Annotated in this window: 21 protein-coding genes and 1 tRNA gene; 8 read left to right on the forward strand and 14 right to left on the reverse strand. The window is 71.9% G+C overall.

All coding sequences use genetic code 11. From position 1 onward, the window contains the following. The gene (locus tag ACGFML_RS22750) at positions 1–789 is read left to right on the forward strand and encodes a response regulator transcription factor (protein ID WP_393546333.1); all 789 of its coding nucleotides are present in this window, start codon (positions 1–3) and stop codon (positions 787–789) included. A gap of 3 nt (positions 790–792) precedes the next feature. Here the strand turns inward: ACGFML_RS22750 and ACGFML_RS22755 are convergent, their stop codons facing one another. The 3 genes from ACGFML_RS22755 to ACGFML_RS22765 all read right to left on the reverse strand — a co-directional run bounded on the left by ACGFML_RS22755 (position 793) and on the right by ACGFML_RS22765 (position 4,288). Further along, a complete protein-coding gene (locus ACGFML_RS22755) occupies positions 793–2,853 on the reverse strand; it encodes a beta-galactosidase (protein ID WP_393546335.1) in 2,061 nt (686 codons plus the stop codon). A gap of 40 nt (positions 2,854–2,893) precedes the next feature. After that, positions 2,894–3,700 carry an SDR family NAD(P)-dependent oxidoreductase gene (locus ACGFML_RS22760; protein WP_393546337.1) on the reverse strand — a complete coding sequence of 269 codons (807 nt, stop codon included), beginning with the start codon at positions 3,698–3,700 and terminating at the stop codon, positions 2,894–2,896. A gap of 90 nt (positions 3,701–3,790) precedes the next feature. Beyond that, complete coding sequence (locus ACGFML_RS22765; RefSeq protein WP_393546339.1) at positions 3,791–4,288, reverse strand: MarR family winged helix-turn-helix transcriptional regulator; 498 nt, start codon at positions 4,286–4,288, stop codon at positions 3,791–3,793. A gap of 165 nt (positions 4,289–4,453) precedes the next feature. Here ACGFML_RS22765 and ACGFML_RS22770 point away from each other — a divergent pair, with 165 nt between their 5' ends. Continuing rightward, positions 4,454–5,275: a trans-aconitate 2-methyltransferase gene (locus ACGFML_RS22770; RefSeq protein WP_393546341.1), complete on the forward strand. Its 822-nt coding sequence runs from the start codon at positions 4,454–4,456 to the stop codon at positions 5,273–5,275. Between the two features lie 359 nt (positions 5,276–5,634). Here ACGFML_RS22770 and ACGFML_RS22775 read toward each other — a convergent pair whose 3' ends face one another. Together ACGFML_RS22775 and ACGFML_RS22780 are read right to left on the reverse strand one after the other, a co-directional pair. Further along, complete coding sequence (locus tag ACGFML_RS22775) at positions 5,635–6,321, reverse strand: TetR family transcriptional regulator (protein WP_393546343.1); 687 nt, start codon at positions 6,319–6,321, stop codon at positions 5,635–5,637. A gap of 7 nt (positions 6,322–6,328) precedes the next feature. Then, positions 6,329–7,309 (reverse strand): acyl-CoA desaturase, encoded by a 981-nt coding sequence (locus tag ACGFML_RS22780; RefSeq protein WP_393546345.1) that lies wholly within the window; start codon positions 7,307–7,309, stop codon positions 6,329–6,331. Positions 7,310–7,597: 288 nt separating this feature from the next. On the opposite strand from ACGFML_RS22780, the gene ppc reads away from it, so the two are divergent. After that, the gene (ppc, locus tag ACGFML_RS22785; RefSeq protein WP_393546347.1) at positions 7,598–10,372 is read left to right on the forward strand and encodes a phosphoenolpyruvate carboxylase; all 2,775 of its coding nucleotides are present in this window, start codon (positions 7,598–7,600) and stop codon (positions 10,370–10,372) included. 92 nt (positions 10,373–10,464) lie between these two features. Here the strand turns inward: ppc and ACGFML_RS22790 are convergent, their stop codons facing one another. The 6 genes from ACGFML_RS22790 to ACGFML_RS22815 all read right to left on the reverse strand — a co-directional run bounded on the left by ACGFML_RS22790 (position 10,465) and on the right by ACGFML_RS22815 (position 15,273). Further along, entirely contained in the window at positions 10,465–10,989 is a 525-nt protein-coding gene (locus ACGFML_RS22790; RefSeq protein WP_393546349.1) for a hypothetical protein, read from the reverse strand. 80 nt (positions 10,990–11,069) lie between these two features. After that, positions 11,070–11,660, reverse strand: a complete 591-nt coding sequence (gene pth, locus ACGFML_RS22795; protein ID WP_393546351.1) for an aminoacyl-tRNA hydrolase — start codon at positions 11,658–11,660, stop codon at positions 11,070–11,072. 111 nt (positions 11,661–11,771) lie between these two features. Then, the gene (locus ACGFML_RS22800) at positions 11,772–12,368 is read right to left on the reverse strand and encodes a 50S ribosomal protein L25/general stress protein Ctc (RefSeq protein ID WP_393546353.1); all 597 of its coding nucleotides are present in this window, start codon (positions 12,366–12,368) and stop codon (positions 11,772–11,774) included. Between the two features lie 194 nt (positions 12,369–12,562). Continuing rightward, positions 12,563–13,537: a ribose-phosphate diphosphokinase gene (locus ACGFML_RS22805; protein ID WP_393546355.1), complete on the reverse strand. Its 975-nt coding sequence runs from the start codon at positions 13,535–13,537 to the stop codon at positions 12,563–12,565. 73 nt (positions 13,538–13,610) lie between these two features. Next, the gene (gene glmU / locus ACGFML_RS22810; protein ID WP_393546357.1) at positions 13,611–15,068 is read right to left on the reverse strand and encodes a bifunctional UDP-N-acetylglucosamine diphosphorylase/glucosamine-1-phosphate N-acetyltransferase GlmU; all 1,458 of its coding nucleotides are present in this window, start codon (positions 15,066–15,068) and stop codon (positions 13,611–13,613) included. Between the two features lie 133 nt (positions 15,069–15,201). Then, a tRNA-Gln gene (locus tag ACGFML_RS22815) sits at positions 15,202–15,273 on the reverse strand. 336 nt (positions 15,274–15,609) lie between these two features. Here ACGFML_RS22815 and ACGFML_RS22820 point away from each other — a divergent pair. Beyond that, complete coding sequence (locus ACGFML_RS22820) at positions 15,610–16,980, forward strand: sensor histidine kinase (RefSeq protein ID WP_393546359.1); 1,371 nt, start codon at positions 15,610–15,612, stop codon at positions 16,978–16,980. An 83-nt stretch (positions 16,981–17,063) separates the two neighbouring features. On the opposite strand, the gene ACGFML_RS22825 is transcribed toward ACGFML_RS22820, so the two are convergent. Both ACGFML_RS22825 and ACGFML_RS22830 read right to left on the reverse strand, forming a co-directional pair. After that, complete coding sequence (locus ACGFML_RS22825) at positions 17,064–17,627, reverse strand: SUKH-3 domain-containing protein (RefSeq protein ID WP_393546361.1); 564 nt, start codon at positions 17,625–17,627, stop codon at positions 17,064–17,066. An 8-nt stretch (positions 17,628–17,635) separates the two neighbouring features. After that, positions 17,636–18,154, reverse strand: coding sequence for a YwqJ-related putative deaminase (locus ACGFML_RS22830; RefSeq protein WP_393546363.1), 519 nt, complete (start codon positions 18,152–18,154; stop codon positions 17,636–17,638). Positions 18,155–18,473: 319 nt separating this feature from the next. On the opposite strand from ACGFML_RS22830, the gene ACGFML_RS22835 reads away from it, so the two are divergent. The 4 genes from ACGFML_RS22835 (at position 18,474) to ACGFML_RS22850 (ending at position 24,302) form a co-directional block, all read left to right on the forward strand. Next, complete coding sequence (locus ACGFML_RS22835) at positions 18,474–19,454, forward strand: SMI1/KNR4 family protein (protein ID WP_393546365.1); 981 nt, start codon at positions 18,474–18,476, stop codon at positions 19,452–19,454. A gap of 7 nt (positions 19,455–19,461) precedes the next feature. After that, on the forward strand, positions 19,462–22,104 hold the full coding sequence (locus ACGFML_RS22840) for an SUKH-4 family immunity protein (protein ID WP_393546367.1): 2,643 nt from the start codon (positions 19,462–19,464) through the stop codon (positions 22,102–22,104). Between the two features lie 93 nt (positions 22,105–22,197). Next, on the forward strand, positions 22,198–23,208 hold the full coding sequence (locus tag ACGFML_RS22845; protein WP_393546369.1) for an LCP family protein: 1,011 nt from the start codon (positions 22,198–22,200) through the stop codon (positions 23,206–23,208). Positions 23,209–23,363: 155 nt separating this feature from the next. Then, positions 23,364–24,302 carry a cellulose-binding protein gene (locus ACGFML_RS22850; protein ID WP_393546371.1) on the forward strand — a complete coding sequence of 313 codons (939 nt, stop codon included), beginning with the start codon at positions 23,364–23,366 and terminating at the stop codon, positions 24,300–24,302. A gap of 33 nt (positions 24,303–24,335) precedes the next feature. Here ACGFML_RS22850 and ACGFML_RS22855 read toward each other — a convergent pair whose 3' ends face one another. After that, positions 24,336–25,847, reverse strand: coding sequence for an MFS transporter (locus tag ACGFML_RS22855; RefSeq protein WP_393546430.1), 1,512 nt, complete (start codon positions 25,845–25,847; stop codon positions 24,336–24,338). Positions 25,848–25,912: the final 65 nt, after the last annotated feature.

Below are 25,912 nucleotides of genomic sequence, written 5' to 3' on the forward strand. Positions count from 1 at the left end.
GTGCAACGCATCCGGGTTCTGGTGGTCGACGGCCACCGCATCTTCGCCGAATCGCTGGCGGCCGCGCTCGCGGCGGAACAGGACGTGGACGTGGCGGCGGCGGGCAGTGCCCCGGCGGCGCTGCGCAGTCTGGAGCGGGCCGCCGCCGAGGGGCGCCGCTTCGATGTCGTGCTCGTGGATGCCGAACTGACCGCCGTGGCACAGCTCTCGGCGGTGCCGCCGCAGCCGTCCGCGACCCGCGAGGGCGCCCCACGCACCGCCGCCGCGGCCGGTATCGCACTGGTCGCCGGACTGCGCACCAGCCACCCCTCCCTGCGCACGGTCGTCCTCGCCGAGCGGGACGACCCGCGCCGCGCGGCCGCTGCCCTCCAGGCCGGCGCCTCGGGCTGGGTCGCCAAGGACTGCTCGCTCTCCCGGCTGCTCGCCGTCATCCGCGGCGTCCTGCGCGACGAGACGCATCTGCCGCCCGCCCTGCTGACCGGCGTCCTGCGCGAGCTGACGGCGGCCCGCAAGCACCGCACCGAGAGCGAGCGGCTGGTGGAGTCGCTGACGCCCCGCGAGCGCGAGGTGCTGCGCTGCATGGTGGCGGGGCTGGGCCGCAAGGCGGTCGCCGAGCGGCTGTTCCTCTCGCCGCACACCGTCCGCACCCATATGCAGAACGTCCTCGGCAAGCTCGACGTGCACTCCACCCTCGCCGCGGTGGCGCTGGCCCGCCGGGCCGGCGTGGGCCCGGCGGAGGTCGAGCCGGCGACGGTGGCCGCGACGGCCGCCCCGGTGGCCGTGCCGTAGCTTCTAGGCGGCGCCCTCCGGCTCGGTCAGTACGGCCACGCCCCGGGCCGGCAGGGTGATCCGGTCGGTGGGCGGGGGCGCCGCCCCCGAGGCCGTACCGGCCGCCGCCAGCACGTCCGTCATCGCGGCCGGCAGCGTGACCTCGACGGCCTCGGCCCGGTGGTTGAGCAGGAAGGTGAACCGGCCGTACGGCCCCTGCGGATCCTCGCGCACCGTGGCCTGCACCCCCGCCGGCAGCCCCGGCAGGACGGGCGCCACCCCGGCCGCCTCCCGTACGTCGTCCAACAACTCCCGCATCAGGGCCGGTTCGAGCCGGGTGCCGACATACCAGACCGTGCCCCGCCCGTACGCGTGCCGGGTCACCGCGGGCCGCCCGGCGAGCTCCCCGTCCGTGAAGCAGGCCAGCGCCTCGGCGCCCTCCAGGTCGATGGCCTCCGACCACAGATCCGCCGACCCGGTGTACGTCCCCCCATGCCCTCGGCTTCGGGCGGAGCCCGCACCGCCGACGGTCACCGTCCGGCCCGCGTCCAGCGGCCAGAACTCCTCCACCCGCAGCCCCAGCAGCTCCCGCAGCGGCGCCGGATAGCCGCCGGGGTGGACCCGGTCGTGCTCGTCCACGATCCCGGAGAAGAACGACACCACCAGGTGCCCGCCGCCGCGCACATAGGCCGCCAGCCGCTCCGCGTCCCGCGCCGTGAGGAGATACAGATTGGGCACGACGACCAGGCGGTACCCGCCCAGCTCCCGCTGCGGCGGCACCACGTCGCAGGTGACGCCCGCCTCGAACAGGGGCCGGTAGTGGTCCAGCGCGATCCGGGAGTGGTCCAGCGCGGTCGACGGCTTGGAGTCCACCTCCAGAGCCCACCAACTGTGCCAGTCCGCCAGCAGCGCCACCCCGGCCGCCGACCGCGTCCCCGCGATCTCCGGCAGCGCCGCCAGCTCCCGGCCCAGGCCCGCCACTTCACGGAAGACGCGGGTGTCGGTGCCGCCGTGCGGCAGCATCGCCGAGTGGAACTTCTCCGCGCCGCCCAGCGACTGGCGCCACTGGAAGTACAGCACCGCGTCCGCGCCCTGGGCGACGGCCTGCCAGCTCCACAGCCGCATCGCCCCCGGCGGCTTGGGGCCGTTGCGGGGACGCCAGTTGACCGCGCTCGGCGCCTGCTCCAGCAGCAGCCACGGCTGTCCGGACCGCGCCGAACGCATCAGGTCGAAGACGTACCCGGCGCGGATGTGGTCATCGGCGGCATACGGGTCCTGGTAGAAGTCCAGCGCCATCGCGTCCATGTGCGCGGACCAGGCGAACGCGTCGACCGGCTTGTGCTGCGGCATCAGATTGGTGGTGACCGGCACCTGCGGCGTGAGACGCGTCAGCACCGCCTTCTCGGCGAGATAGCACTCCCGCAGTGCCGCGTCACCGAACCGCAGATAGTCCAGCTGCTGGCCGGGGTTGGGGAAGGTGGGCGCCGTGCGCGGCGGCAGCACCTCGTCGAAATCCCCGTATCCCTGGGACCAGAAGGCCGTCGACCACGCGTCGTTCAGCGCGTCGATGCTCTCGTACCGCTCCCGCAGCCACCTGCGGAAGTCCTCGGCCGAGACGTCGCAGTAGCACTGCCGGGTGTGGCACCCGTACTCGTTGCCCACGTGCCACATGGCCAGTGCCGGGTGGCCGGCGTAGCGGTTGGCGAGCTGCTCGACGAGACGCACGGCGTGGGCGCGGTAGACGGGGCTGGAGGGGCAGTAGTGCTGCCGCCCACCCGGCCAGCGCCGCCCGCCGTCGGCGCTCTCGGGGAGGATCTCGGGATGTGCGCGGGAGAGCCAGGGCGGCGGCGAGGCCGTCATCGTCGCCAGGCAGACGTCGATACCGGCCCTCGCCAGGCCGTCCATCACCCTGTCGAACCAGCCGAAGTCCCATGCCTGCGGCCGGGGTTCGACCTTGGCCCAGGAGAAGATCCCGGCGGTGACCATGGTGACCTGTGCCGCCTTCATCAGCTTCAGGTCCTCGGCCCAGACCTGCTCGGGCCACTGCTCGGGGTTGTAGTCGCCGCCGAAACGGATGCCGCCCATCGGACCCCCAGGGTCGAAGTTCAGATTCCCGCTGTCCCGTTCAACTCGAGTTCTTGTACACGCTCCACCCGCCGTCGACGACGAGGCTCGCGCCCGTGACGAAGGATGCCTCCGGTGAGAGCAGAAAGGCGATGGCCGCGGCGACCTCCTCCGGGCGCCCCAGCCGCCGCGCCGCGGTCTCCTCGGCGCTGGCCTGCCGCTCCGCCTCACCGATGCCGTCCCAGGCGGCGGTCAGCACCGGTCCCGGCAGCACACTGTTGACCCGCACCTCGGGCCCGTACTCCACGGCCAGCTGCCGCCCCAGCCCGGTCAGCCCGGCCTTGGACGCGGCGTACGCGGGACGTCCCGGCAGCCCGATGAGGGCATGGACGGACGAGGTCAGCACCACCGCGCCGTGCCGCGCGCGCAGATCGTCCAGCACGGCCCGCACCCCCAGGAAGGCCCCCGTCAGGTTGACCGCCAGCTGCCGCTCCCAGTCCGCGAGCGGGGTTCGGTCGGCGGCCGCGACATAGGGCAGGAAGGCGTTGCTGACCAGCCCGTCCACCGGCCCGTAGCGCCGCCGGGCCGCCTCGGTCGCGCGCCGCCAGTCGTCCTCCGCCGCCACATCGCAGTGCTCGAACGAGGCCCGCCCGCCGGCCGCGCGGATACGGCGCGCGGTGTGCTCGCCGCGCTCGTCGTCGATGTCCAGCAGCAGGACGGCGGCGCCTTCGGCCGCCAGCCGGTCGGCCGTGGCCGCCCCGATCCCGGCGGCGGCTCCGGTCACCAGCACCGTACGGTCCGAGAAGCGGCTGCCGTACGGGCTGCTGTGGCCGCCGTTCGCCGGGTGCGGTGCGCGCTGCGGGCTCATGGCGCGATCCAAGCCGACGGGGGAGCGGGCGGCAAGGGCACGTCGCACGAGTGGCGGTGTGCTCCCTGGTGCGCGACGGCCGAGGGGGCGTCAGCCGGGAATATTGTCGAAAGGACCGGTCAACCGGCGCAGCAGTCCGGCCAATTCATGGCGCTGCTGACGGGAGAGCTCGGCGAGGATGGCGCGTTCCTGGGCGAGCAGGCCGGCCAGCGACTGATCGGCCTTGTCGCGGCCCTCGGCGGTCAGCCGGACGAGGACCCCCCGTCGGTCGCTGGGGTCGGGCAGCCGCTCGACCAGGCCCTTCTTGGCGAGCCGGTCGATGCGGTTGGTCATCGTGCCGGAGGTGACCAGCGTCTGCGTCAGCAGGGCGCCCGGGGAGAGCTGATACGGCGCGCCCGCGCGCCGCAGCGCGGTCAGCACGTCGAACTCCCAGGGCTCCAGGCCGACCTCGGCGAAGGCGATCCGCCGGGCCCGGTCGAGGTGTCTGGCCAGCCTGGACACCCGGCTGAGGACCTCAAGTGGCTCCACGTCGAGGTCCGGGCGCTCCCGGCGCCATGCTGCTACCAGTCGGTCGACCTCGTCCTCCATGACGATCAGTGTAAAGGGTCTGTCGACATGAAGTCTCTTGACGTCAAGATATATTTGGGTGGAGTATTGGGCATCGTCGGCGGGAAGCTCGCTTCACCAGCGTTGGCCAAAACCAACCGTTCGCGAGTCACGAGTCAGCCCTGTACCAGCGAAGGGGTTTCGAACATGCACGACGCACCAACCTGGGATCCGCAGCAGTATCTCCACCACTCCGGGCACCGCACCCGCCCGTTCCACGACCTGCTCAACCGCATACCCGACCTCCCCCGGCACGCGGGCCCCACCCGCATCGCCGACCTCGGCTGCGGTCCCGGGAACGTCACCGTCCAGCTCACCGACCGCTGGCCCGACGCCCACATCACCGGCTTCGACAACTCCCCCGAGATGCTGAGCGAAGCCAAGACGTACGCCGGCCCGACCCCCGGCGGCGGCCTCCTCGACTTCACCCCCGGCGACGCCGCCGACTGGACCCCCGACGAGCCGTACGACCTGATCGTCTCCAACGCGGCGCTCCAGTGGGTCCCCAACCACCCCCACTCCTTCGCCCGCTGGATCGACGCCCTCCCCCCGGGCGGCACCTTCGCCTTCCAGGTCCCCGGCAACTTCACCTCCCCCAGCCACGCCCTCCTGGGTGAGCTCTGCGACGCCCCGCAGTGGCGCGAACGCCTCACCAGTCACGGCCGCCGCTTCGTCCACATCCTCGAACCGGCCGACTACCTCCAGCGCCTCACCGACCTCGGCTGCGCGACCGACGTCTGGGAGACCACCTACGTCCAACTCCTCCAGGGCGACGACCCCGTCCTGGACTGGGTCAAGGGCACCGCCCTGCGCCCCGTCCTGACCGCCCTCGAGGACGACCCCGCCGCCCGCGACGCCTTCCTCGCCGAATTCCGCGACCTCCTGCGCACGGCCTACCCGACGGGCCGCCACGGCACGGTCTTCCCGTTCCGGCGGATCTTCGCGATCGCTCAGAAGCCGGCAGCCTGAGCGGCGCGGTCGCGGGGCCGGTGCCTCCGTCACGTCGCAGTCCCGCGTTACGGGGCACCGGCACAATCCGCCGTCCGACGGCCGTCGTCGTCCACCATCCGCCGGCGAACAAGCGGAATCACCTCACCACGCGGAACTCGGGCCCGTAGTCATCACGCCGCCCGGCTTCAACGGGATCTGCATCCAGGTCGGTGTCTCGGCTCACCCTCGCGGCCCCCGGAAGGTCGCCGCGTGGTCATCGAGGAAGGCGCGGTGGACGACGACGGCCGATCAGTGGGTCAGACCATGATCATCGAATGGGGCGGCGCGGTGGCGGCACGGTGGGGACGCCGGGCCACGGCAGGCGCACGCCCCACCCCTCAGGCCTTCCGGTGCCCGATCAACCGGGGCTTCGCCTCCAGCCCGTCCAGGCCGTGCCACGCCAGATTCACCAGATGGGCGGCCACCTCGGCCTTCTTCGGCTTGCGGACGTTCAGCCACCACTGGCCGGTCAGCGCGACCATCCCCACCAGGGCCTGGGCGTAGAGGGGAGCGAGCTTCGCGTCGAAGCCGCGGGCCTTGAACTCCAGGCCGAGGATGTCCTCGACCTGGGTGGCGATATCACTGATCAAGGAGGCGAAGGTCCCCGTGGACTGGGCGACGGGGGAGTCGCGGACGAGGATGCGGAAGCCGTCGGTGAAGGTCTCGATGTAGTCGAGGAGGGCGAACGCGGCCTGCTCGAGGAGTTCGCGGGGATGGCCGGCGGTCAGCGCACCCGTCACCATGTCCAGCAGCTGGCGCATCTCGCGGTCCACGACCACCGCGTACAGGCCCTCCTTGCCGCCGAAGTGCTCATACACGACCGGTTTGGAAACCCCCGCCTTCGCCGCGATCTCCTCCACCGAAGTGCCCTCGAAGCCCCGCTCGGCAAAGAGTGTGCGACCGATGTCCAGCAGCTGCTCACGGCGCTCGGCGCCCGTCATCCGGACCCTGCGGGTGCGCCGGGTACCCGTGCCCGGGGGAGTCTTGTCCTTGCCGTTGCTCACGCTGCTGCCGTCGATCGCCACTCGTCAATCATGCCGCCTGCTCGGCCTTGTCCTTGCGTCGGGCGTCGATCCGGGAAGCGTTCGGCCAGCGGACGTCGTACGCCCAGCCCGCCTTCTCGAACCAGCGGATCAGCCGGGCGCTGGAATCCACCTGGCCCTTCAGTACGCCGTGCCGGGCACAGGTCGGGTCGGCGTGGTGCAGGTTGTGCCAGGACTCGCCGCAGGACAGCACCGCCAGCCACCACACGTTGCCGGAACGGTCGCGCGACTTGAAGGGCCGGCTGCCCACGGCGTGACAGATGGAGTTGATCGACCAGGTGACGTGGTGCAGCAGCGCCACACGCACCAGGGAACCCCAGAAGAGCGCCGACAGCGCCCCCTGCCACGACCAGGTCACCAGGCCCCCGACCAGCGGCGGGATCAGCAGCGAAACCACTGTCCACAGCACGAACTGGCGGGAGACGGCGCGGATCGCGCTGTCCTTGATCAGATCGGGCGCGTACTTGTGCTGCGAGGTCTGCTCCTCGTCGAACATCCAGCCCATGTGCGCCCACCACAGGCCCTTCAGCAGCGCGGGGACGCTCTCGCCGTAGCGCCACGGCGAATGCGGGTCACCCTCGGCGTCGGAGAACTTGTGATGCCGGCGATGGTCGGCGACCCAGCGGACGAGCGGACCCTCCACGGCCAGCGAGCCCATGATCGCCAAGGCGATGCGCAGCGGACGCTTCGCCTTGAAGGCGCCATGCGTGAAATAGCGGTGGAAGCCGATGGTGATGCCGTGGCAGCCGATGAAGTACATCGCTGTCATCAGCGCCAGATCCAGCCAGCTCACCCCCCACCCCCACGCCAGCGGCACCGCGGCCAGCAGCGCCACGAACGGAACGATGATGAACAGCAGCAGAGTGACCTGCTCCAGCGAACGCTTGCTGTCACCACCCAGCGTCGCCGACGGCAGGGGTGAATCGGTGGAAATCGGTGACTCTTCGACGGCTTCTGGACCAGCGGTCATGTGATGTCCCTCGGGCGGGGGTCTCGGGGGCTCGGGGAGCGAGATCACTCCCGGAGTACGGCCCGCTACGAGTACGGGACCGTAACCTACGGTTTCGTAAGTATGGCAGCGAGACCGCTCGGGGCAAGGCCGTGACAGGCCCCGCACGCCCACTCACCGCGCGTGCTGCCCAGCAATCGGACGGTGTGATCCGTCAATTTCGGGGAGACCTATCCTGGGGACGTCGGACAGCGCGGTCCGCAACCCGCCCGCAAGCCCAGACGTGCTCAAATGCAAGGAGCCGCACCTGTGAGCAGTGCCGACAACACCGCCGCCGAGCCCGCGCACGCCGTGCACACGGACACCACCGACGGCGAAGCCCGCGACCACACCGCCCTGCGCGCCGACATCCGCCGCCTCGGCGACCTCCTCGGCGAAACCCTCGTCCGGCAGGAAGGTGAGGACCTCCTCGACCTCGTCGAGCGGGTACGCGCCCTCACCCGCTCCGACGGCGAAGCGGCCGCCCGGCTCCTGGGCGACACCGACCTGGCCACCGCCGCCAAGCTGGTGCGCGCCTTCTCCACGTACTTCCACCTGGCCAACGTCACCGAACAGGTCCACCGCGGCCGCGAGCTGCGCGCCCGGCGCGCCGCCGAAGGCAGCATCCTGGCCCGCACGGCCGACATGCTCAAGGACGCCGACCCCGAGCACCTGCACGAAACCGCCCGCAACCTCGGCGTACGCCCCGTCTTCACCGCGCACCCCACCGAGGCCGCCCGCCGCTCCGTCCTCACCAAGCTCCGCAAGGTCGCCGAACTCCTCGACCACGCGGACACCACCGACCTGCGCCGCACCGACCTCCGCCTCGCGGAGAACATCGACCTGATCTGGCAGACCGACGAACTGCGGGTGGCCCGCCCCGAGCCCACCGACGAGGCCCGGAACGCCATCTACTACCTCGACGAGCTGGGCCGCGGCGCAGTCGGCGACGTCCTCGAAGACCTCGCCGCCGAACTGGAACGGGCCGGCGCCGAGCTGCCCGCCGGCACCCGCCCCCTCACCTTCGGTACCTGGATCGGCGGCGACCGCGACGGCAACCCCAACGTCACCCCCCAGGTCACCTGGGACGTGCTGATCCTCCAGCACGAACACGGCATCACGGACGCCCTGGAGCACATCGACGAGCTGCGCAACGCGCTGTCGAACTCGATCCGCAACTCCGGCGCCACCGACGAGCTGCTGGACTCGCTCAAGCGCGACCTGGAGCTGCTCCCCGAATTCAGCCCCCGCTACAAGCGGCTGAACGCCGAGGAGCCCTACCGCCTCAAGGCCACCTGCATCCGGCAGAAGCTCCTCAACACCCGCGACCGCCTCGCCGGCGACACCCCCCACGTCCCCGGCCGCGACTACCTCGGCACCACCGAGCTCCTCGACGACCTCGCCCTCATCCAGACCTCGCTGCGCGAACACCGCGGCGGCCTGGTCGCCGACGGCCGTCTCGAGCGCACCCTGCGCACCATCGCCGCCTTCGGCCTCCAGCTCGCCACCATGGACATCCGCGAGCACGCCGACGCCCACCACCAGGCCCTCGGCCAGCTCTTCGACCGCCTCGGCGAAGAATCCTGGCGCTACGTGGACATGCCGCGCGACTACCGCCGCAAGCTCCTGGCCAAGGAACTCCGCTCGCGCCGTCCGCTGGCCCCGCACCCCGCACCCCTCGACGACGCCGGCGCCAAGACCCTCGGCGTCTTCCGCACCATCCTCAAGGCCAAGGACACCTTCGGCCCCGAGGTCATCGAGTCCTACATCATCTCCATGTGCCAGGGCTCCGACGACGTCTTCGCCGCCGCGGTGCTGGCCCGCGAGGCCGGACTCATCGACCTGCACGCCGGCTGGGCCAAGGTCGGCATCGTGCCGCTGCTGGAGACCACCGACGAGCTGAAGATCGCCGACCGGCTGCTCGACGAGATGCTCTCCGACCCGTCCTACCGACGCCTGGTCGCCCTCCGCGGCGACGTCCAGGAAGTCATGCTGGGCTACTCCGACTCCTCCAAGTTCGGCGGCATCACCACCTCACAGTGGGAGATCCACCGCGCCCAGCGCCTCCTCCGCGACGTCGCCCACCGCCACGGCGTACGACTGCGCCTCTTCCACGGCCGCGGCGGCACCGTCGGCCGCGGCGGCGGCCCCTCCCACGACGCGATCCTCGCCCAGCCCTACGGCACCCTCGAAGGCGAGATCAAGGTCACCGAACAGGGCGAGGTCATCTCCGACAAGTACCTCGTCCCGTCCCTGGCCCGCGAGAACCTGGAACTGACGGTCGCCGCCACCCTCCAGGCCTCCGCCCTGCACACCGCCCCCCGCCAGTCCGACGAGGCCCTCGCCCGCTGGGACGCCGCCATGGACGTCGTCTCCGACGCCGCGCACGGCGCCTACCGCAAGCTCGTCGAGGACCCGGACCTGCCGACGTACTTCCTCGCCTCCACCCCGGTCGACCAGCTCGCCGACCTGCACCTGGGCTCGCGGCCCTCCCGCCGCCCCGGCTCGGGCGTCTCGCTCGACGGCCTGCGCGCCATCCCGTGGGTGTTCGGCTGGACCCAGTCCCGCCAGATCGTCCCCGGCTGGTACGGCGTCGGCAGCGGCCTCAAGGCCGCCCGCGAAGCGGGGCTCGACAACGTCCTCGACGAAATGCACGAGCACTGGCACTTCTTCCGCAACTTCCTGTCCAACGTCACCATGACGCTGGCCAAGACCGACCTGCGGATCGCCCAGCACTACGTCGACACCCTCGTTCCCGACGACCTCAAGCACGTCTTCGACGGCATCAGGGCCGAACACGAGCTCACCGTCCAGGAAGTCCTGCGCATCACCGGCGAAAAGGAACTCCTCGACTCCAACCCCGCCCTCAAGCAGACCTTCCACATCCGCGACGCCTACCTCGACCCGATCTCCTACCTCCAGGTCTCCCTGCTGGACCGCCAGCGCCAGGCCGCCGAACGCGGAGAAGAAGCCGACCCGGTACTCGCCCGCGCGCTGCTCCTCACCGTCAACGGCGTGGCCGCCGGCCTGCGCAACACCGGCTGAGGCACCGGCCACGACGACCCGGCGCAGCACCGACGACGACGGCCCGCCCCTCACCCGAGGAGCGGGCCGCCGCCGTATCCACACCACACCGCCTACATCGCGGCAAACGCCGCCCCCAGCAACACCACACCCAACAAACCCATCCCCCACGCCGTACGCCGCATCCGCATCCCCCCGGCCACCACCAGCGCCGCCAGCAACAACGCCCCCGCGAACGGCACCCACGCATGCAGGATCCCGGCCGGCCCCGTCCGCACCGCACGCGTCGTCCCCGGCTTGAGCGTCACATCGATCCGCTCACCCTCGTCCGGCGCCGCCGCCTGCGCCACCGACACCTTCGGACGCGGCCTGCCGTCCCCCGCCGTCGGCACATACGGACCCGTGCACCGCTTCCCCTGGCACTCCGTCACTGTCATCGTGCCGCGCTCCCGCGCACTCACGAGCATCGCGTACTGCGCCGTGTTCCACGACGTCCACACACCCGCCACCAACAACAGCAGCGCCAGCAGCCCCATCAACCCCATCCTGGCGACAAGCAACGCCCCATAGGCGCTCTCACCCACCCGACGGGTGCGGCTGCGTCTGACCGAACTGGTGCGCGTACTGCTATTGGGCATGGCGGCGATCCTTGGCCATCAACCGCGCCCGGTCAACCTCGGACATACGGTTCGTCAGCCCCTGCCCCGAGCTGTCCCCTTCACGAGTTGTACGTAGTCTGCGCCCGTTCCAGCCCCTCCACGACCAACGCCTCCACGGCATCCGCCGCACGGTCCACGAAGTAGCCCAACTCCTTGCGCTCCGCCGACGAAAAGTCCTTGAGCACGAAATCCGCCACCTGCATCCGCCCCGGCGGACGCCCGATCCCGAACCGCACCCGGTGGTACTCCGCACCCAACGACTTCGTGATCGACTTCAATCCGTTGTGGCCGTTGTCACCACCACCCAGCTTCAGACGCAGCGCACCGTAATCGATGTCCAACTCGTCATGCACCGCGATGATCCGCTCCACCGGCACCTTGTAGAAATCCCGCAACGCGGTCGTCGGGCCGCCCGACAGATTCATGAACGACGACGGCTTCGCCACCACCACCCGCCGACTCCCCGGCCCCGGAGCGCCGATCCGCCCCTCCACCACCTGCGCCCGCGCCTTGTGCGCCTTGAAACGGCCACCCACCCGCTCCGCGAGCAGGTCCGCCACCATGAAACCGACGTTGTGCCGGTTCGCCGCGTACTCCGGACCGGGATTGCCCAGCCCCACGATCAGCCACGGGCTGTCCGCATCCGTCATCTGCATGCTCCTTCAACGAACGCGACCGTCGCCCCGCGCCACAGCGCGGAACGACGGTCACAAACACCGGATCCGGGGCACGCCCGCAACGGACGCAGCCCCGGAAGAGGATCAGGCCTCGGCGCCCTCGGCAGCCTCGCCCTCGGCGGCCTCCTCGGCCGGAGCCTCGGCCTGCGCCGAGACGACCTGCAGCACGACGGCGTCGTCCTCGACGGCCAGCGAGGAGCCCGACGGCAGCGCGATGTCCTTCGCCTGGATCGACGCACCGGCCTCCAGACCCTCGACGGAGATGGTGACCGACTCCGGAAGGTGGGTCGCCTCGGCCTCGATCGGCAGCGTGTTCAGGATGTGCTCGAGCAGGTTGCCACCCGGGGCCAGGTCGCCCTCGACGTGGATCGGCACCTCGACGGTGACCTTCTCGCCCTTCTTGACGGTCAGGAAGTCCACGTGCACCAGGAAGCCACGGATGGCCTCGCGCTGCACGGCCTTCGGGATGACCAGCTCGTGCTTGCCGTCGATGTCCAGACCGATCAGGACGTTCGGGGTCTTCAGCGCCATCATCAGGGCGTGGTTGTGGATCGCGACGTGCTTCGGCTCCGCACCGTGGCCGTACACCACAGCGGGAACCAGGTCCGCGCGACGGGCACGACGGGCGGCACCCTTACCGAAGTCGGTACGGGCCTGGGCGGTGAGCTTGACCTCAGCCATGACTGCACTCCTCGTAATCTCAGAAAGATCTGACGGGCGTCACCCGGCCCACGACAGACCTGCTACGAAGAGCGCGTCGATAACGGACCAGCCACACAGAAGTGCGGCCTCCCTCGCCGAGCAACTCGATGAGTCTACCCGGCGGGAAGGCCGCCCCAAAGTCGATCAGCGTCCGAGCCCGATCAGGACCGAAGTCACTGCTCCTCGAAGAGGCTCGTCACCGAACCGTCCTCGAACACCTCACGGATCGCCCGCGCGATCGTCGGCGCCATCGACAGCACCGTGATCTTGTCCAGCTCCAGCTCCGACGGCGTGGGCAGCGTGTTCGTGAACACGAACTCGCTCACCTTCGAATTCTTCAGCCGGTCCGCGGCCGGACCCGACAGCACACCGTGCGTCGCCGTCACGATCACATCCGCCGCACCGTTCGCGAACAGCGCGTCCGCAGCCGCACAGATCGTGCCACCCGTGTCGATCATGTCGTCGACCAGGACACACACCCGGTCCTTCACGTCACCGACGACCTCGTGCACCGTGACCTGATTCGCCACGTCCTTGTCACGCCGCTTGTGCACGATCGCCAGCGGCGCACCCAGGCGGTCGCACCAACGGTCGGCAACGCGCACCCGGCCCGCGTCCGGCGACACCACCGTCAGCTTGTCGCGGTCGACCTTCGCACCCACATAGTCGGCAAGAACCGGCAGCGCGAAAAGGTGATCAACCGGACCGTCGAAGAAGCCCATGATCTGGTCCGTGTGCAGATCCACCGTCACCACACGGTCCGCACCCGCGGTCTTCATCAAATCCGCGATCAGGCGAGCCGAAATCGGCTCCCGCCCACGGTGCTTCTTGTCCTGCCGCGCATAGCCGTAAAACGGCACGACCACGGTGATGCTCCGGGCCGACGCCCGCTTCAGCGCATCAAGCATGATCAGCTGTTCCATGATCCACTTATTGATCGGAGCCGTGTGGCTCTGAATCAAAAAGCAGTCCGCACCACGCGCCGACTCCTGATAACGGACGTAGATCTCACCATTGGCGAAGTCGAACGCCTTCGTCGGGACCAGGCCCACACCCAGCTGGTGCGCGACCTCCTCGGCCAGCTCGGGGTGGGCGCGGCCGGAGAAGAGCATGAGCTTCTTCTCGCCGGTCGTCTTGATCCCGGTCACAGCAAATCTCCTCGAATCCCTGTTTGCGTGCGCTTATCACGGTAACGCCCCGCACGGCGTACCCAGTGCACGGTCACCGCTCGCCTTCGGACTCCTGGCGAGCTGCCGAAGCGGCCTGCGCGGCGGCGCTTCCGGGCCGCTTACGTGCGACCCAACCCTCGATATTCCGCTGCTGGCCGCGCGCGACCGCCAGCGAACCCGGGGGCACATCCTTGGTGATGACCGAGCCGGCCGCCGTATAGGCGCCGTCCCCGATCGTGACGGGAGCCACGAACATGTTGTCCGACCCCGTCTTGCAATGTGAACCGACCGTCGTGTGGTGCTTGGCCTCACCGTCGTAATTCACAAACACGCTCGCGGCACCGATGTTGGTGTACTCGCCAATGGTCGCATCCCCCACATAGGACAGATGCGGCACCTTCGTGCCCTCACCGATCGACGCGTTCTTCATCTCCACGTACGTACCGGCCTTGGCCTTCGCACCGAGATCCGTACCCGGCCGCAGATAGGCGTAGGGACCGACGCTCGCCCCCTCCCCGATGCGCGCACCCTCCGCCACCGTGAAGGACGCCACCGCGTCCGCACCCACGACCGTGTCCGTGAGGCGCGACTGCGGCCCGACCTCCGCACCGGCGCCGATATGCGTGGCACCCACCAGCTGCGTACCCGGGTGCACGATCGCGTCCGGCTCGAACTCCACCGTCACATCGACCCACGTCGACGCCGGATCCACGACCGTCACACCGGCGAGCATCGCCCGCTCCAGCAGCCGGTCGTTCAGCAGCCGCCGGGCCTGGGCCAGCTGCACCCGGTTGTTGATCCCGAGGATCTCGCGGTGATCGCCGGCCACGGCCGCACCCACACGATGCCCCGCCTTCCGCACGATCCCCAGCACGTCGGTGAGGTACTCCTCACCCTGGCTGTTGTCCGTACGCACCTTGCCCAGCGCCTCGACCAGCAGCTTGGCGTCGAACGCGAACACCCCGGAATTGATCTCCCGGATCGTCCGCTGCGCGTCGGTCGCGTCCTTGTGCTCCACGATCGCGGTGACGGATCCGCTCGCATCGTCCCGGACGATGCGGCCGTAGCCCGTCGAGTCCGGAACCTCGGCCGACAGAACGGTGACGGCGTTCCCGTCGGCGGAGTGGGTGTCACTCAGCCGGCGCAGCGTCTCGCCGGTCAGGAGCGGAGTGTCGCCGCACACGACGACGACCGTGCCGTCGAGGGCGGCACCCTTCTCGACCAGCTCTTCCAGGCCGACGCGCACGGCGTGGCCGGTGCCGCGCTGCTCGTGCTGCACGGCGCTGCGGATGGCCGGGTCGACCTCGGACAGATGCGCCTGCACCTGCTCCCGGGCGTGACCGACGACCACGACGAGATGCTCGGGATTCAGCTCGCGCGAGGCGGCGACGACATGGCCCACGAGGGAGCGGCCACAGATCGGGTGCAGGACCTTGGGGGTCGCCGACTTCATGCGGGTACCCTCACCCGCTGCGAGAACGACGACGGCTGCCGGGCGGTTGGCGCTCACGGGGATGCCCTTCGGCTTCTTGGCTACTTCGGGTGGTGGTCATCCGAAGGATACCGGGGCGTATGGCAGATGAAACGACAGCGGGTCCTGACCGTGTGGTCAGGACCCGGACTTTGCTCGGTTGCAGCAGTTGCTCCCCCGCCAGGACTCGAACCCGGACTTAAGGCACCAAAAGCCTCAGTGCTGCCAATTACACCACAGGGGACAGTGGAACGGCCCAAACTGGACATTTCGTCAGGCCGGCCGCTCGGCACCCAACACTATGCCGTACCGCCAGCCTTCGATGCGACGGTATAGATCGGCGCGGTACCCGATTCGCCCAGGCTCCGCCTCGAGCGGCTTCGCCGGGACGGGAAGGCGCAGATCACGCCTCGTCATCCGGCGCGGGAGCGGACTGCTGCGCGGCAGGGTGCGCAAGTGGCGAAAACATGGGCGATTCAACAGTTCACGGGACAACTGTCGGTAAGGGCAGGTAATGGGCCTGGGGTGTGCTGGGGCACACCGCGGGAGGAGCGCGGGCGGCGCCCGTACGCTGGTCGGTATGACCGCGACGGGGGCAAGTGAAGGTGTGGGGGCGCGGGGCGCGCCCCGTGGTGGGCCGTGGTGGTGGGCCCGGCGGCGGAGCGCCGTGCTGGATGTGGTGCTGGCCGTCCTCTCCACGCTGGAGTGTGTGGCGGAGGGGGTGCCCTTTGCGCATGGGGCGGGGCTGCCGGAGCCGGTCGGGATGTTGCTGGGGCTGGTGGTGGGGCCGGTGCTGCTGGTGCGGCGGCGGTGGCCGGTCGTGGTGGTGCTGACATCGATCGCGGTGCTGCCGGCGGAGATGGGTGCGCTGCTGGGTGTGGTGGGTCTCTACACGTTGGCCGCGTCGGATGTGCCGCGTCGGATCACGGGGCTGCTGGCCGGGATGACGGTGGTCGGGACGCTGATCACGACGTTTTTGAGCATGCGGCATGACCTGGCGTCGCAGGAGGACTTCCATCCGCCGGTGTGGTTCGTGCCGGTGATGGCCGTTGCGGTGGGGCTGGTGGTGACGGCGCCGCCGGTGCTGTGGGGTCTTTATGTGGGGGCCCGGCGGCGGCTGGTGGAGAGCCTGCGGGAGCGGGCGGACGGTCTGGAGCGTGAGTTGTCGCTGCTGGCGGACCGGGCCGAGGAGCGGGCGGAGTGGGCCCGTAACGAGGAGCGGACGCGGATCGCGCGGGAGATGCACGACGTGGTGGCGCACCGGGTGAGTCTGATGGTGGTGCATGCGGCGGCGTTGCAGGCGGTGGCGTTGAAGGATCCGGAGAAGGCGTCGAAGAATGCCGCGTTGGTGGGGGACATGGGGCGGCAGGCGCTGACGGAGCTGCGGGAGATGTTGGGGGTGCTGCGGACGGCCGATGGGGCGGCGGTGCGGGGTGCTGCGGGGTCGGACGCGTCGGAGCGGTTGGCGGCGGTGGCCTCGAAGGCGCAGGTGAAGCCGGAGCCGGTGGTGCCGGCGGTGGAGGCGGAGGGCGAGGGGCCGTCGCTGGGGGAGCTGGGGGAGCTGGTGGGGCAGTCCCGGGCGGCCGGGATGGCGGTGGAGCTGGCGATGGAGCCGGCTCCGGCGGGGTGCCGGTATGCGGCGCGGGTGGAGCAGACCGTGTATCGGGTGGTCCAGGAGGCGCTGACGAACGTGCACAAGCATGCGCCGGGTGCACGGGCGCGGGTGCGGTTGGCGCATCGGGGGGACGAGGTGGCGGTGCAGGTGGAGAACGGTCCGTCGGAGCGGGGGGCGACGGATGCGGGGTTGCCCAGTGGGGGTAATGGGCTGGTGGGGATGCGGGAGCGGGTGACGGCTCTGGGGGGTGTGTTCGTGGCGGGGCCGACGGAGGCGGGGGGTTTCCGGGTGTCGGCGGTGGTGCCGGTGCGGGCGGCGGCTGCGGCGGAGGGGTGATCGGGGGCCGCCGCGGGGTGGTCGTGGCGGGGGCCGGCGGCCGGCCCGGGGCGCTGGGCCCGGGGGCGGTGGGCCCGGCGGTGTCAGCTCTGTGGGGTGAGTGCCAGGCGTGGTGGCCGGGTGCCGAGGACGAGGGCGCCGAGGGCGTGGTCGATGTCGGGGCCGAGGTACCAGTCGCCGGTGTGGTCGAGGCTGTAGACGCGGCCTTGGGCGTCGATGGCGAGGACGGCCTGGCCGGTGGGGGTGCCGTCGGGGTCGGGGATCTCTTCCTGGCCGAGGGGGGCGACGTCCGTGTCGAGGGCCCGGCCGAGGTCGCCGAGGGTGCGGGCGAGGTGGAGGCCGTGGAGGGGGTCGATGGTGAAAGGGGTGGGGGCGATGTGGCGGCCGGGGCCGGGGCCGGTGATGTGCAGGCCGCCGAATTCGGCCCAGGCCTCGACGGCGGCGGGGAAGACGGTGTGGCGGTGCCCGGCGGGGGAGGCGTGGGCGCGGAGGGTGTCGGCCCAGTGTTCGGCCTGCTTTATGTCCCAGCGGCCCGCTTTCCAGCCGGCCTGCTGGAGGGCGACGTCGACGGCGGCGGGGAAGCGGGTGGAGTCGGCGGGGTCGCGGGTGGGGGGTACGGCGGCGGCACGGGGTGCGGTGGGTGGCATGGCGGCGGTCAGCTCCCTGTGGGCGTCGTGCCGCCGATGGGCATGACGCCGAAGTGGGCGAGGAGCGCGTCGCAGGAGCGGCAGGGTGGGGCGTAGCTGCCGTGCCGGGGGTCGCCGTCCTCGCGGATGTGGCGTGCGGTGATCTTGGAGTGTTTCAGGGAGCGGCGGGCTTCGCCGTTGGTGAGGGGTTTGCGGGAGGCGCGTTTGCTGCGCCCGGTCTCGACCGCGGTGAGGTGGCGGGAGATCAGGACGGCTTCGGGGCAGCGGCCGGTGAAGCGTTCGCGCTGTGCGGTGCCGAGGGCGTCGAGGAAGTCCTGGACGAGGGGGTGCAGGGTGGGGGGCTGTTCCGCCTTGCTTGCCGTGCAGGTGAGGGTCTGTCCGCGTACGGACAAGGCGGCGCCGACGGTGGGGAGGATGCCGTCGCGGCGGTGGGCCAGGGCGGGTGCGCGATCGGCTTCGGCGGTCGCGCTCCAGCCGATCCGGGGGTCGCCGGTGGCGGCGGTGTGCTGGTGTGCGGTGGTGCTCATGGTGCTGCTTTCCCTCCCTGCAATCCCCGTGTAGCTGGGGGTCCCCCCGCCGAAGGCGGGGGAGGTCAGCCTGCCAAATGTGCTGGGTGTTGCGGTAGTCGGGCGTGCTGTAGCCGATGTCACTGGCGTGTGACGGCTCGTCGGTTACGGGGAAACAGGGCTGGTGGGCGGGGTGGAGTACGTCGGTCGGGTGGTGGTGGCGCAGGGGGTGGGGGCGGCGTGTCGGCGGGCTGACGCGGGTGGCCGGGGGCGGGGGGAGGGTGTTGCGGCACGGCATAGGCTGTGCCCCAAAGCCAGATCCAGCCAGGGGGCAACCGCGATGACGACAGGTCGGCTCGGGCAGCAGCATGCCGCGCCACCGAACACGGCCTACGCCGGGCAGGTCGTGCATTTTCCGGACCCGGTGCGGGCCGCCCGGTATCCCGCGGGGGTGCGGGTGGACGAGAGCGGATTCCCTCGCTTTGCGCCGTATGCGCGGGCGGCGGCGGAGATCGCCGAGCCGCCGGAGGGCTTCGGTGTCGATGAGCTGCGGCTGACGGACTATGTGTCGGCGAATGCGGCGCTGCACGCGCAGGGGCACGAGCTGTGGATAGACGTGCCGTCGGTGGCGACGCCGCACGGCTGGACCTGGCATCACGTGCCCGGTACGCGGCGGATGGAGCTGGTTCCCGTCGAGGTGAAGGCGCTGCTGCGGCATCACGGCGGGCTGGCGACGGCCGCGGTGGAGCACGACAAGCGCGGTACGCGGCCGTTGCAGGAGACCCGGCCGGTGCATTTCGGGCTGCCGCACCGTGACCTGTCGGTGGGCGAGGAGCAGGTGGCGCAGGCCGAGGAGTCGCTGGGGTACCGGCTGCCGGGTGCCTATCGCTCGTTCCTGAAGGCGGCGGGCGGGTGTGCGCCGGTGGGGGCGGCGCTCGATGCGGAGCTGGGGCTGCTGGTCGATCAGCCGTTCTTCACGGTGCGCGATGACGCGGCGGTCAACGACCTGGTCTATGTGAACAAGTGCCTGCGGGACCACTTCACCAAGGATTATCTGGGTGTGGCGTTCGTCCAGGGCGGTGTGGTCGCGGTGAAGGTGCGCGGCGAGGCGCTGGGGTCGGTGTGGTTCTGTCCGTACGACGATGCCCGGGACCGGGACGGACTGTCGGTGCAGGAGCGGGTGGAGCGGCTGCTGTTGCCGTGCGGTGCGGATTTCGACGAGTTCCTCCAGCGGCTGGCGGGGAATCCGCCGGAGCTGGAGACGGTGGCCAACCTGATGGTGGACGGCGGCTTCGCGCACGTCGTTGCGGTAGAGGGGTGAGCGCGGGATGGTGACGTTCGCGCAGGCGCAGGAGCGCGCGGAGCGCTGGGTCAACGGCGATGTGCCGGCGCCGCAGCACCGTGAGGTGCGGGTGCGGGAGTTCGATCTGGGGTTCGTGGCCTGGGCCGAGGACCGGGCGGGCGGGCCCACCGGTGACGGGGGCCGCAGCCGCTTGGTGATCGCGCGGGACAGCGGGGAGACGACGCTGTGGCCGGGGCTGCCGGTGGGTGAGGTGATCCGCCGGTACGAGGAGGAGTACGGCACGCCGGTGGACGGCGGGTACGGCGCTGCCGAGCCGGCGCCGCAGCGGGTGGATCTGGAGGCGACGTCGTTCCTGCTGACGCCGCCGGAGTGGTTGCAGGAAGCGGCGGACGCGATCGGCATTCCGGACCGGCGGCGCGACGGTGGCGGCGGGACGCCCCCCTCGGTGCCCGCTCCCGCGGCGCCTCCGCCGGCCCCGTCGACCGCGTCGACCGCGTCGACCCCGTGGGCCGATGCGGACACGACGGGTGACGGGGGCGCCGAGGACCGGTCGGTGGGGCTGCCGCAGACGGTGTTCGCGGCGCCGCTGGCGAGTTTCGACGAGTCGGACGACACCCCGGAGGCGGCGCCGCGGTCACGGCCGGACGCCAAGACCGAACTGCTGCACGGCGGCAGTCAGCTGCCGCGGACGCAGGTTGCTCCGGCGGTGCCGGAGCCGGGCGGTGCGGACGCCCCGTCCGATGGGCCGGGCGCGCCGCCGCCGATGCCGCCCAGTGCGCCCGCGGTGCCGGGGCTGGCGGAGCTGCCGCCGCCGTCGGGGCCGCCGGTCGCCGATGTGCCGCCGCCGCCGGGTGCCGGTGCGCCGCCGCCGGCCCCGCCCGTGGGTGGCGGGGTGCACGCGGCGGCGACGATGCTCGCCGACGGTTCCGGGCTGCCCGGAAACGCCGGTGGCCCGCCGCCTCCCGGCGCGCCCGGTACGCCTGGTGCGGGTCGGGCCGGTCAGGGTGCGTCCGGTGCGCCGGCCGGCGGTTATGTACCGACACAGCTGGTCTCGCAGCTGGACGCGGCGGATCTGGATCTGAGTGCGGTCGACGGTCCGCAGGGCGGGGCGGATGCGTCCGGTGCGGACGGTACGGACGGCTCCGGCCCTGGTGCGCCGCCGCCCGCGCCGCCCGTGGGTGGCGGGGTGCACGCGGCGGCGACGATGTTCGCCGACGGTGCGGCGCTGCAGGCGAGTCTCGGGGGTGCGGGCGGTGCGGTGCCGCCCCCGCCCGCCCCGCCGGGGCCGCCCGGTGCGCCCAGGCCGCCGGGCCCGCCCGGCAAGCCCGGTGCGGGTGCGGGCAGCAGGGGCGCGGGTGGCCAGGCGGGTCCGCCCCCGCCGCCGTCCGCGCCGCCGCCCACGGCCGGCCCCGCGGGCGGTGGGGTGCATGCCGCTGCGACGATGCTGGCCGGCGGTGCGGCCCTGAGCAGCGCGGGCGGTCCCGGTGGCCCCGGTGGTCCGGGTGCCCCCGGGCCGGGCGCGGGGGCCATGCCTCCTGCTGCGCCTCCTGCCGCGCCGCCGTCCGCGGGCCCCGTGGCTCCGCCGCCGGGTGCTCCGGTGGGCCCGCCCGGTGCTCCCGGCCCCGGCGTGCCCGGACCCGGTGGCCCGGGTGCCTACGGCTATCCGCAGGCGCCCACCGGGCAGCCCACGGTCGGCCCCGGCTACATGGCGGTCCTCAGCTACCGGGCACCGGACGGCTCCGAGCAGAAGATCGTGCGCCGCTCGGCGCCCGGCACCCCGCATCCGGAGTGGCAGCTGCTGCACGAGCTGCGCGGCATGAACATTCCGCCGCAGCAGGTGCTGGAGCTGCACACCGAGCTGGAGTGCTGCGATCTGCCCGGCGGTTACTGCGCCCGGATGATCCGGGACAACTGGCCGCAGGTGCGGATCAGCCACACCGCCGCGTACGGCCAGGACCATGCCTCGCGTCAGCAGGGTGTGCGGCATCTCGTCGAGCATCAGGGCGAGCTGCACCAGGTGGCGGACGGTCCGGCGCGGCCGGCGCCGGTGCGGGTGCCGCTGCCGCATCCCTCGCAGGTGCCGCCGGCCGTGCCGGTGCCGCCGCAGGCGATCGGGCAGGAGCTGGAGCAGTCCTTCGGCCCGCAGGGCATCTTCCGGTTCGACCAGCGGGCGGTCTCCCGGCAGGGAGTGCCCGAGGTGGTCGGGCAGATGCTGGTGTGGGCCGGGCTGCCGGTCGACTTCGGGCCGTTCTTCTGGGCGCAGGCGCAGCCGGGCCGTCCGGTGCCGACGCTGGCGGAGCTGGCGGCGGAGCGGATGGTGCAGCCGGCCACCGACGCGGGCTCGTATCTGGTGATGGGCAACGACTTCGGTCGCCAGCTCTGTGTCCAGTACGGGACCGCGCACATCGTGGCCGTCCCGATGGAGGCGGGGCCGGGCGGGCAGCCCGCCTCCCCGCAGTTCGTCAACAGCGGGCTGCCGGAGTTCGTGCGCTGTCTGGCGATGCTGGGGCGGATGTGGCGGCTGCGTTACGGGCTGACGCCGGAGCAGGCGGGCCGCTGGACCGTCGACTTCCAGGCGCAGCTGGTGGCGCTGGACCCGCCGGCGCTCGGTTCGCCGGAGACATGGTGGTCGGTGCTGCTGGAGCAGATGTGGGACGGGCTGCTGTAGGGGAGTGAGTACGGCGGCGCCGGGGGCGCCGCTCGCGGGCACCGTCGGGGCGCTCGACCTGCGTGACGGGTCGGGCGCCCCGACCATGCCTGTATGGGCCAGCCGTTCCCGTCGTCGACGACGACGCTCTACCGGGCCGGGCGGATGCCGCGCCGCCGGCGGATCCTGGTGACGCTGCTGGCACTGGTGGTGCTGGTGGCGGCGGGCGGCGTCGGGCTGTACCTGTGGGCGGGGGAGCGGGTGCGGCGAGTGGCCGCGCTGGACGACTATCCCGGTCGGCCGCCGGCCGGGCGGGGCACGAACTGGCTGCTGGTCGGCTCCGACAGCCGCGCCGGGCTGACGCCCCGCCAGCGCCAGGAGCTGCACGTCGGCAACGACACCGTCCGCAACACCGACACGATCATGGTGCTGCATTCGGGGCGGCACGGCCCGTATCTGATCAGCCTGCCCCGTGACAGCTATGTCCCGGTGCCGGGGCACGGCCGGGCGAAGATCAACGAGGCGTACGGGGACGGCGGGCCGCGGCTGTTGACCCGTACGGTCGAGCGGGCGACGGGGTTGCGCATCGACCGCTATGCCGAGGTGAACTTCCTGGGGTTCGTACGGGTCGTGGACACGCTGGGCGGGGTGCGGCTGTGTCCGGACCGTCCGCTGCACGATGCGCGGTCGGGTGCGGATTTCGCGGCGGGGTGCCGGCGGGCGGACGGCCGGCAGGCGCTCGCGTTCGTACGGGCCCGTTACGCCGACCCGCGCGGTGACCTCGGACGGGTGAAGCGTCAGCGGCAGCTGATCGGCGCGGTGGCGGACGAGGCGCTCGGGCCCGGCGTGGTGCTCGATCCGTTCCGTCTGGTGCCGGTGGTCGGTGCGGGCCTGTCCGCGCTCGCCGTGGACAAGGGTTCGGGGATGGCCGAACTACTGGCCATGGCCTGGTCGATGGAGAAGGTCGCGGAGGGTGGCGGGGCGGCGGTCACGGTCCCGGTGTCCCGCCCCGGCGTGGCGGCGGGAAGCGCCGGTGAAGTGCTGCTTTGGGATGAAATAGGGGCTCGACGCCTGTTTGGTGCTTTGCGCGCCGATGACGTCATTCCGACTTCTGGCACCAATTGACGCATCCTTGGGTGGGAGAGGGGTGAAGTGTCGCGATAGGGCGGCTTCGGACCGATCCAGAAAAGGGGCTTTGAGGGATGAGTGCATCGGTTTCGCCTCACGGGTTCGAGACCGTACGAGGACGCGGTTACCGGCCTGAGGACGTCGATCGGCGCGTGGAGGGCCTCTCAATAGATCGCGATGCGTGCTGGGAGCGGGCGGCGCGGCTGACCGTGCTCTCCAACGAGATGGACGCGGAACTGGCGGAGCTCCAGGAGCGTGTGGCGCAGCTGCCGCCGCAGACCTACGAGTCCCTGGGCGACCAGGCGCGGCTGATCCTGACGACGGCCGAGTCGGAGGCGCGGCGGCTGCGGGTCGCGGCGCAGACGGCTGCCGAGTCCCTCCGCGAGGAGGCGATGGAGTACGCCGACCGGGTCCGCGACGCGGCGGACGAGGCGACGCGGGACGTGCGTGCCGAGGCGGAGGAGCGCGGGCGGCGCCATGAGGCGGCGGCGCGGGCGGAGGCGGCGACGCTGGCGGCCGAGGCGGCCGAGGAGACCGAGCAGTGGCGCGGCGAGGCGGACGCGGCGCTCGCCGACATGCGGCGCCGAACCGAGGCGCAGCGGCGCGAGCAGGAGGAGCGGCTGGCCGAGGAGTGGGATGCGGCCGGGCGGGAACTGGCCGAGCTGGAGGCGGAGACGGACCGGATGGTCGCCGAACTGGACGAGCGTTGCGACGTCCTGCTCGCCGGGCGGCGGCGGGAGTACGCGGAGGTCGAGGAGGCCGTCCGGCACGGCGACGAGGAGGCGGCCGACCGGGCCGCCGCGATCCTCGCCAAGGCCAAGGTGGAGGCGGACCGCATCGACCGCGGCACGGCGCGGCTGCTGCGCGAACACGAGGAGGAGCGCACGGAAGTACGAGCCCATATGGCCCACGTCCGCAACAGTCTGGCGGCGCTGACGGGGAAGGATCCGGAGGCGTTGGAGGACGAGCCGCCGGAGCCGGTGGCCGTGGTGGAGCCGGCAGGCGGCGCCCCGGAGGACACCGACCCCGACGGCACCGACCCCGACAACGAGGACACCCTGGAGACCGAGCTCCCGCGGCTGGAGGGCTGAGCCCGGGACGCCGCGTCTGCTGCCCGGCCCGTGTCAGCCCTCGGTGTCCCCGCCGTCCCGCTCCTGCCGTGTCCGGGCATCCGCATGTACCGGGAAGAGGCGGGGCGCCAGCAGGAGCAGGGCGAGCAGGGCGAGGACGGCGGCCGCGGCGGCGCCGAGGTAGACGTGGTCGACGGTGGTGTCGACGGCGCGCCGCAGGTAGTCGGTGGCGCGGGCGGTGAGGGCGCCGGCGTGCTGCAGGGCGTGCGAGACGGCGTCGAGGTCGTCGGGGAGGCCGGGGCGGATCTCTGTGGGGGCGTGCGCGAGGCGGTCGGCGAGGGTGGCGTTGGCGACGGCGCCGAAGAGGGCCGCGCCCAGGGACTGGCCGACCTGGCGGCAGAAGAGGATGGAGGCGGTGGCGGTGCCGCGCTCCGCGTAGCCGACGGAGGACTGGACGCCGATGATCAGCGGTAGCTGGAAGAGGCCGAGGGCCGCGCCCAGTGCCAGCATGATCATTGCGGGCTGCCAGGCGGCACCCGGGTAGGGCAGCAGGGGGAAGGCGAGCAGGAACAGCGCGGCCGCTCCGATGCCGACGAGGGCGCAGTTGCGGATACCGATGCGGTTGTAGAGGCGGCTGCTGAGGGCCGCCGAGACCGGCCAGCTCAGGGTCATCACGGACAGCACGAAGCCGGCCGCCGTCGGCCCCAGACCCAGGACCGCCTGGGCGTAGGTGGGCAGGAAGACGGTGGGGGCGACCATCAGCAGACCCAGTGCGCCGAGGGAGAGGTTGACGGCGGAGATGGTGCGGCGGCGCCAGACCCAGCCGGGGATGATCGGCTCGGCGGCGCGGCGCTCGATGCTCACGGTGGCCACCGCGCACACCGCCGCACCGCCGAAGAGCAGCAGCGAGGGGGCGGAGCCCCAGGGCCAGGCGACCCCGCCCTGGACGAGCGCGGTCAGCAGCAGGCCGCCGCAGGCGAAGATGGCGAGCGCGCCGGGCCAGTCGACGCGCGGGCGGCGGGCCGTGCCCGCGGGCCGCGCCGGCTCCCTGTCCTCGGTGAAATGCCGGATGATCAGCCACAGGGCGAGCAGCCCCACCGGCACGTTGACCAGGAAGATCCACCGCCAGCCGGCGTATGCGGCGAGCAGGCCGCCCAGCGCGGGCCCGGCGACCGAGGAGACCGCCCACACCGAGGAGAGCCGCGCCTGGATCCTGGGGCGTTCCTTCATCGGATAGAGGTCGGCGGCGATGGTCTGCACGGTGCCCTGGAGGGCCCCGCCGCCCAGCCCCTGCAGTACCCGGAAGGCGATCAGCGATGCCATGTCCCAGGCCCCCGCGCAGGCCAGTGAGCCGACGAGGAAGAGCACGATGCCGGCGATCAGGATGGGCCTGCGGCCGAAGGTGTCGGAGAGCTTGCCGTAGACGGGCAGGGTGACGGTGACGGCGAGCAGATAGCCGGAGAAGAGCCAGGAGAAGACGGCGAAGCCGCCGAGTTCACCGACGATCTGCGGGATGGCGGTGGCGATGATCGTGGAGTCGAGGGCGGCCAGCGCCATGGCGAGCATCAGGGCGGCGACGACGGGCCCGCGTCCGGGGGCCGGGGTGCCGCCCCTGGCTATGTCCTTGAGCC

This window comes from Streptomyces sp. NPDC048650 (assembly GCF_043199095.1).
Lineage (GTDB): Bacteria > Actinomycetota > Actinomycetes > Streptomycetales > Streptomycetaceae > Streptomyces.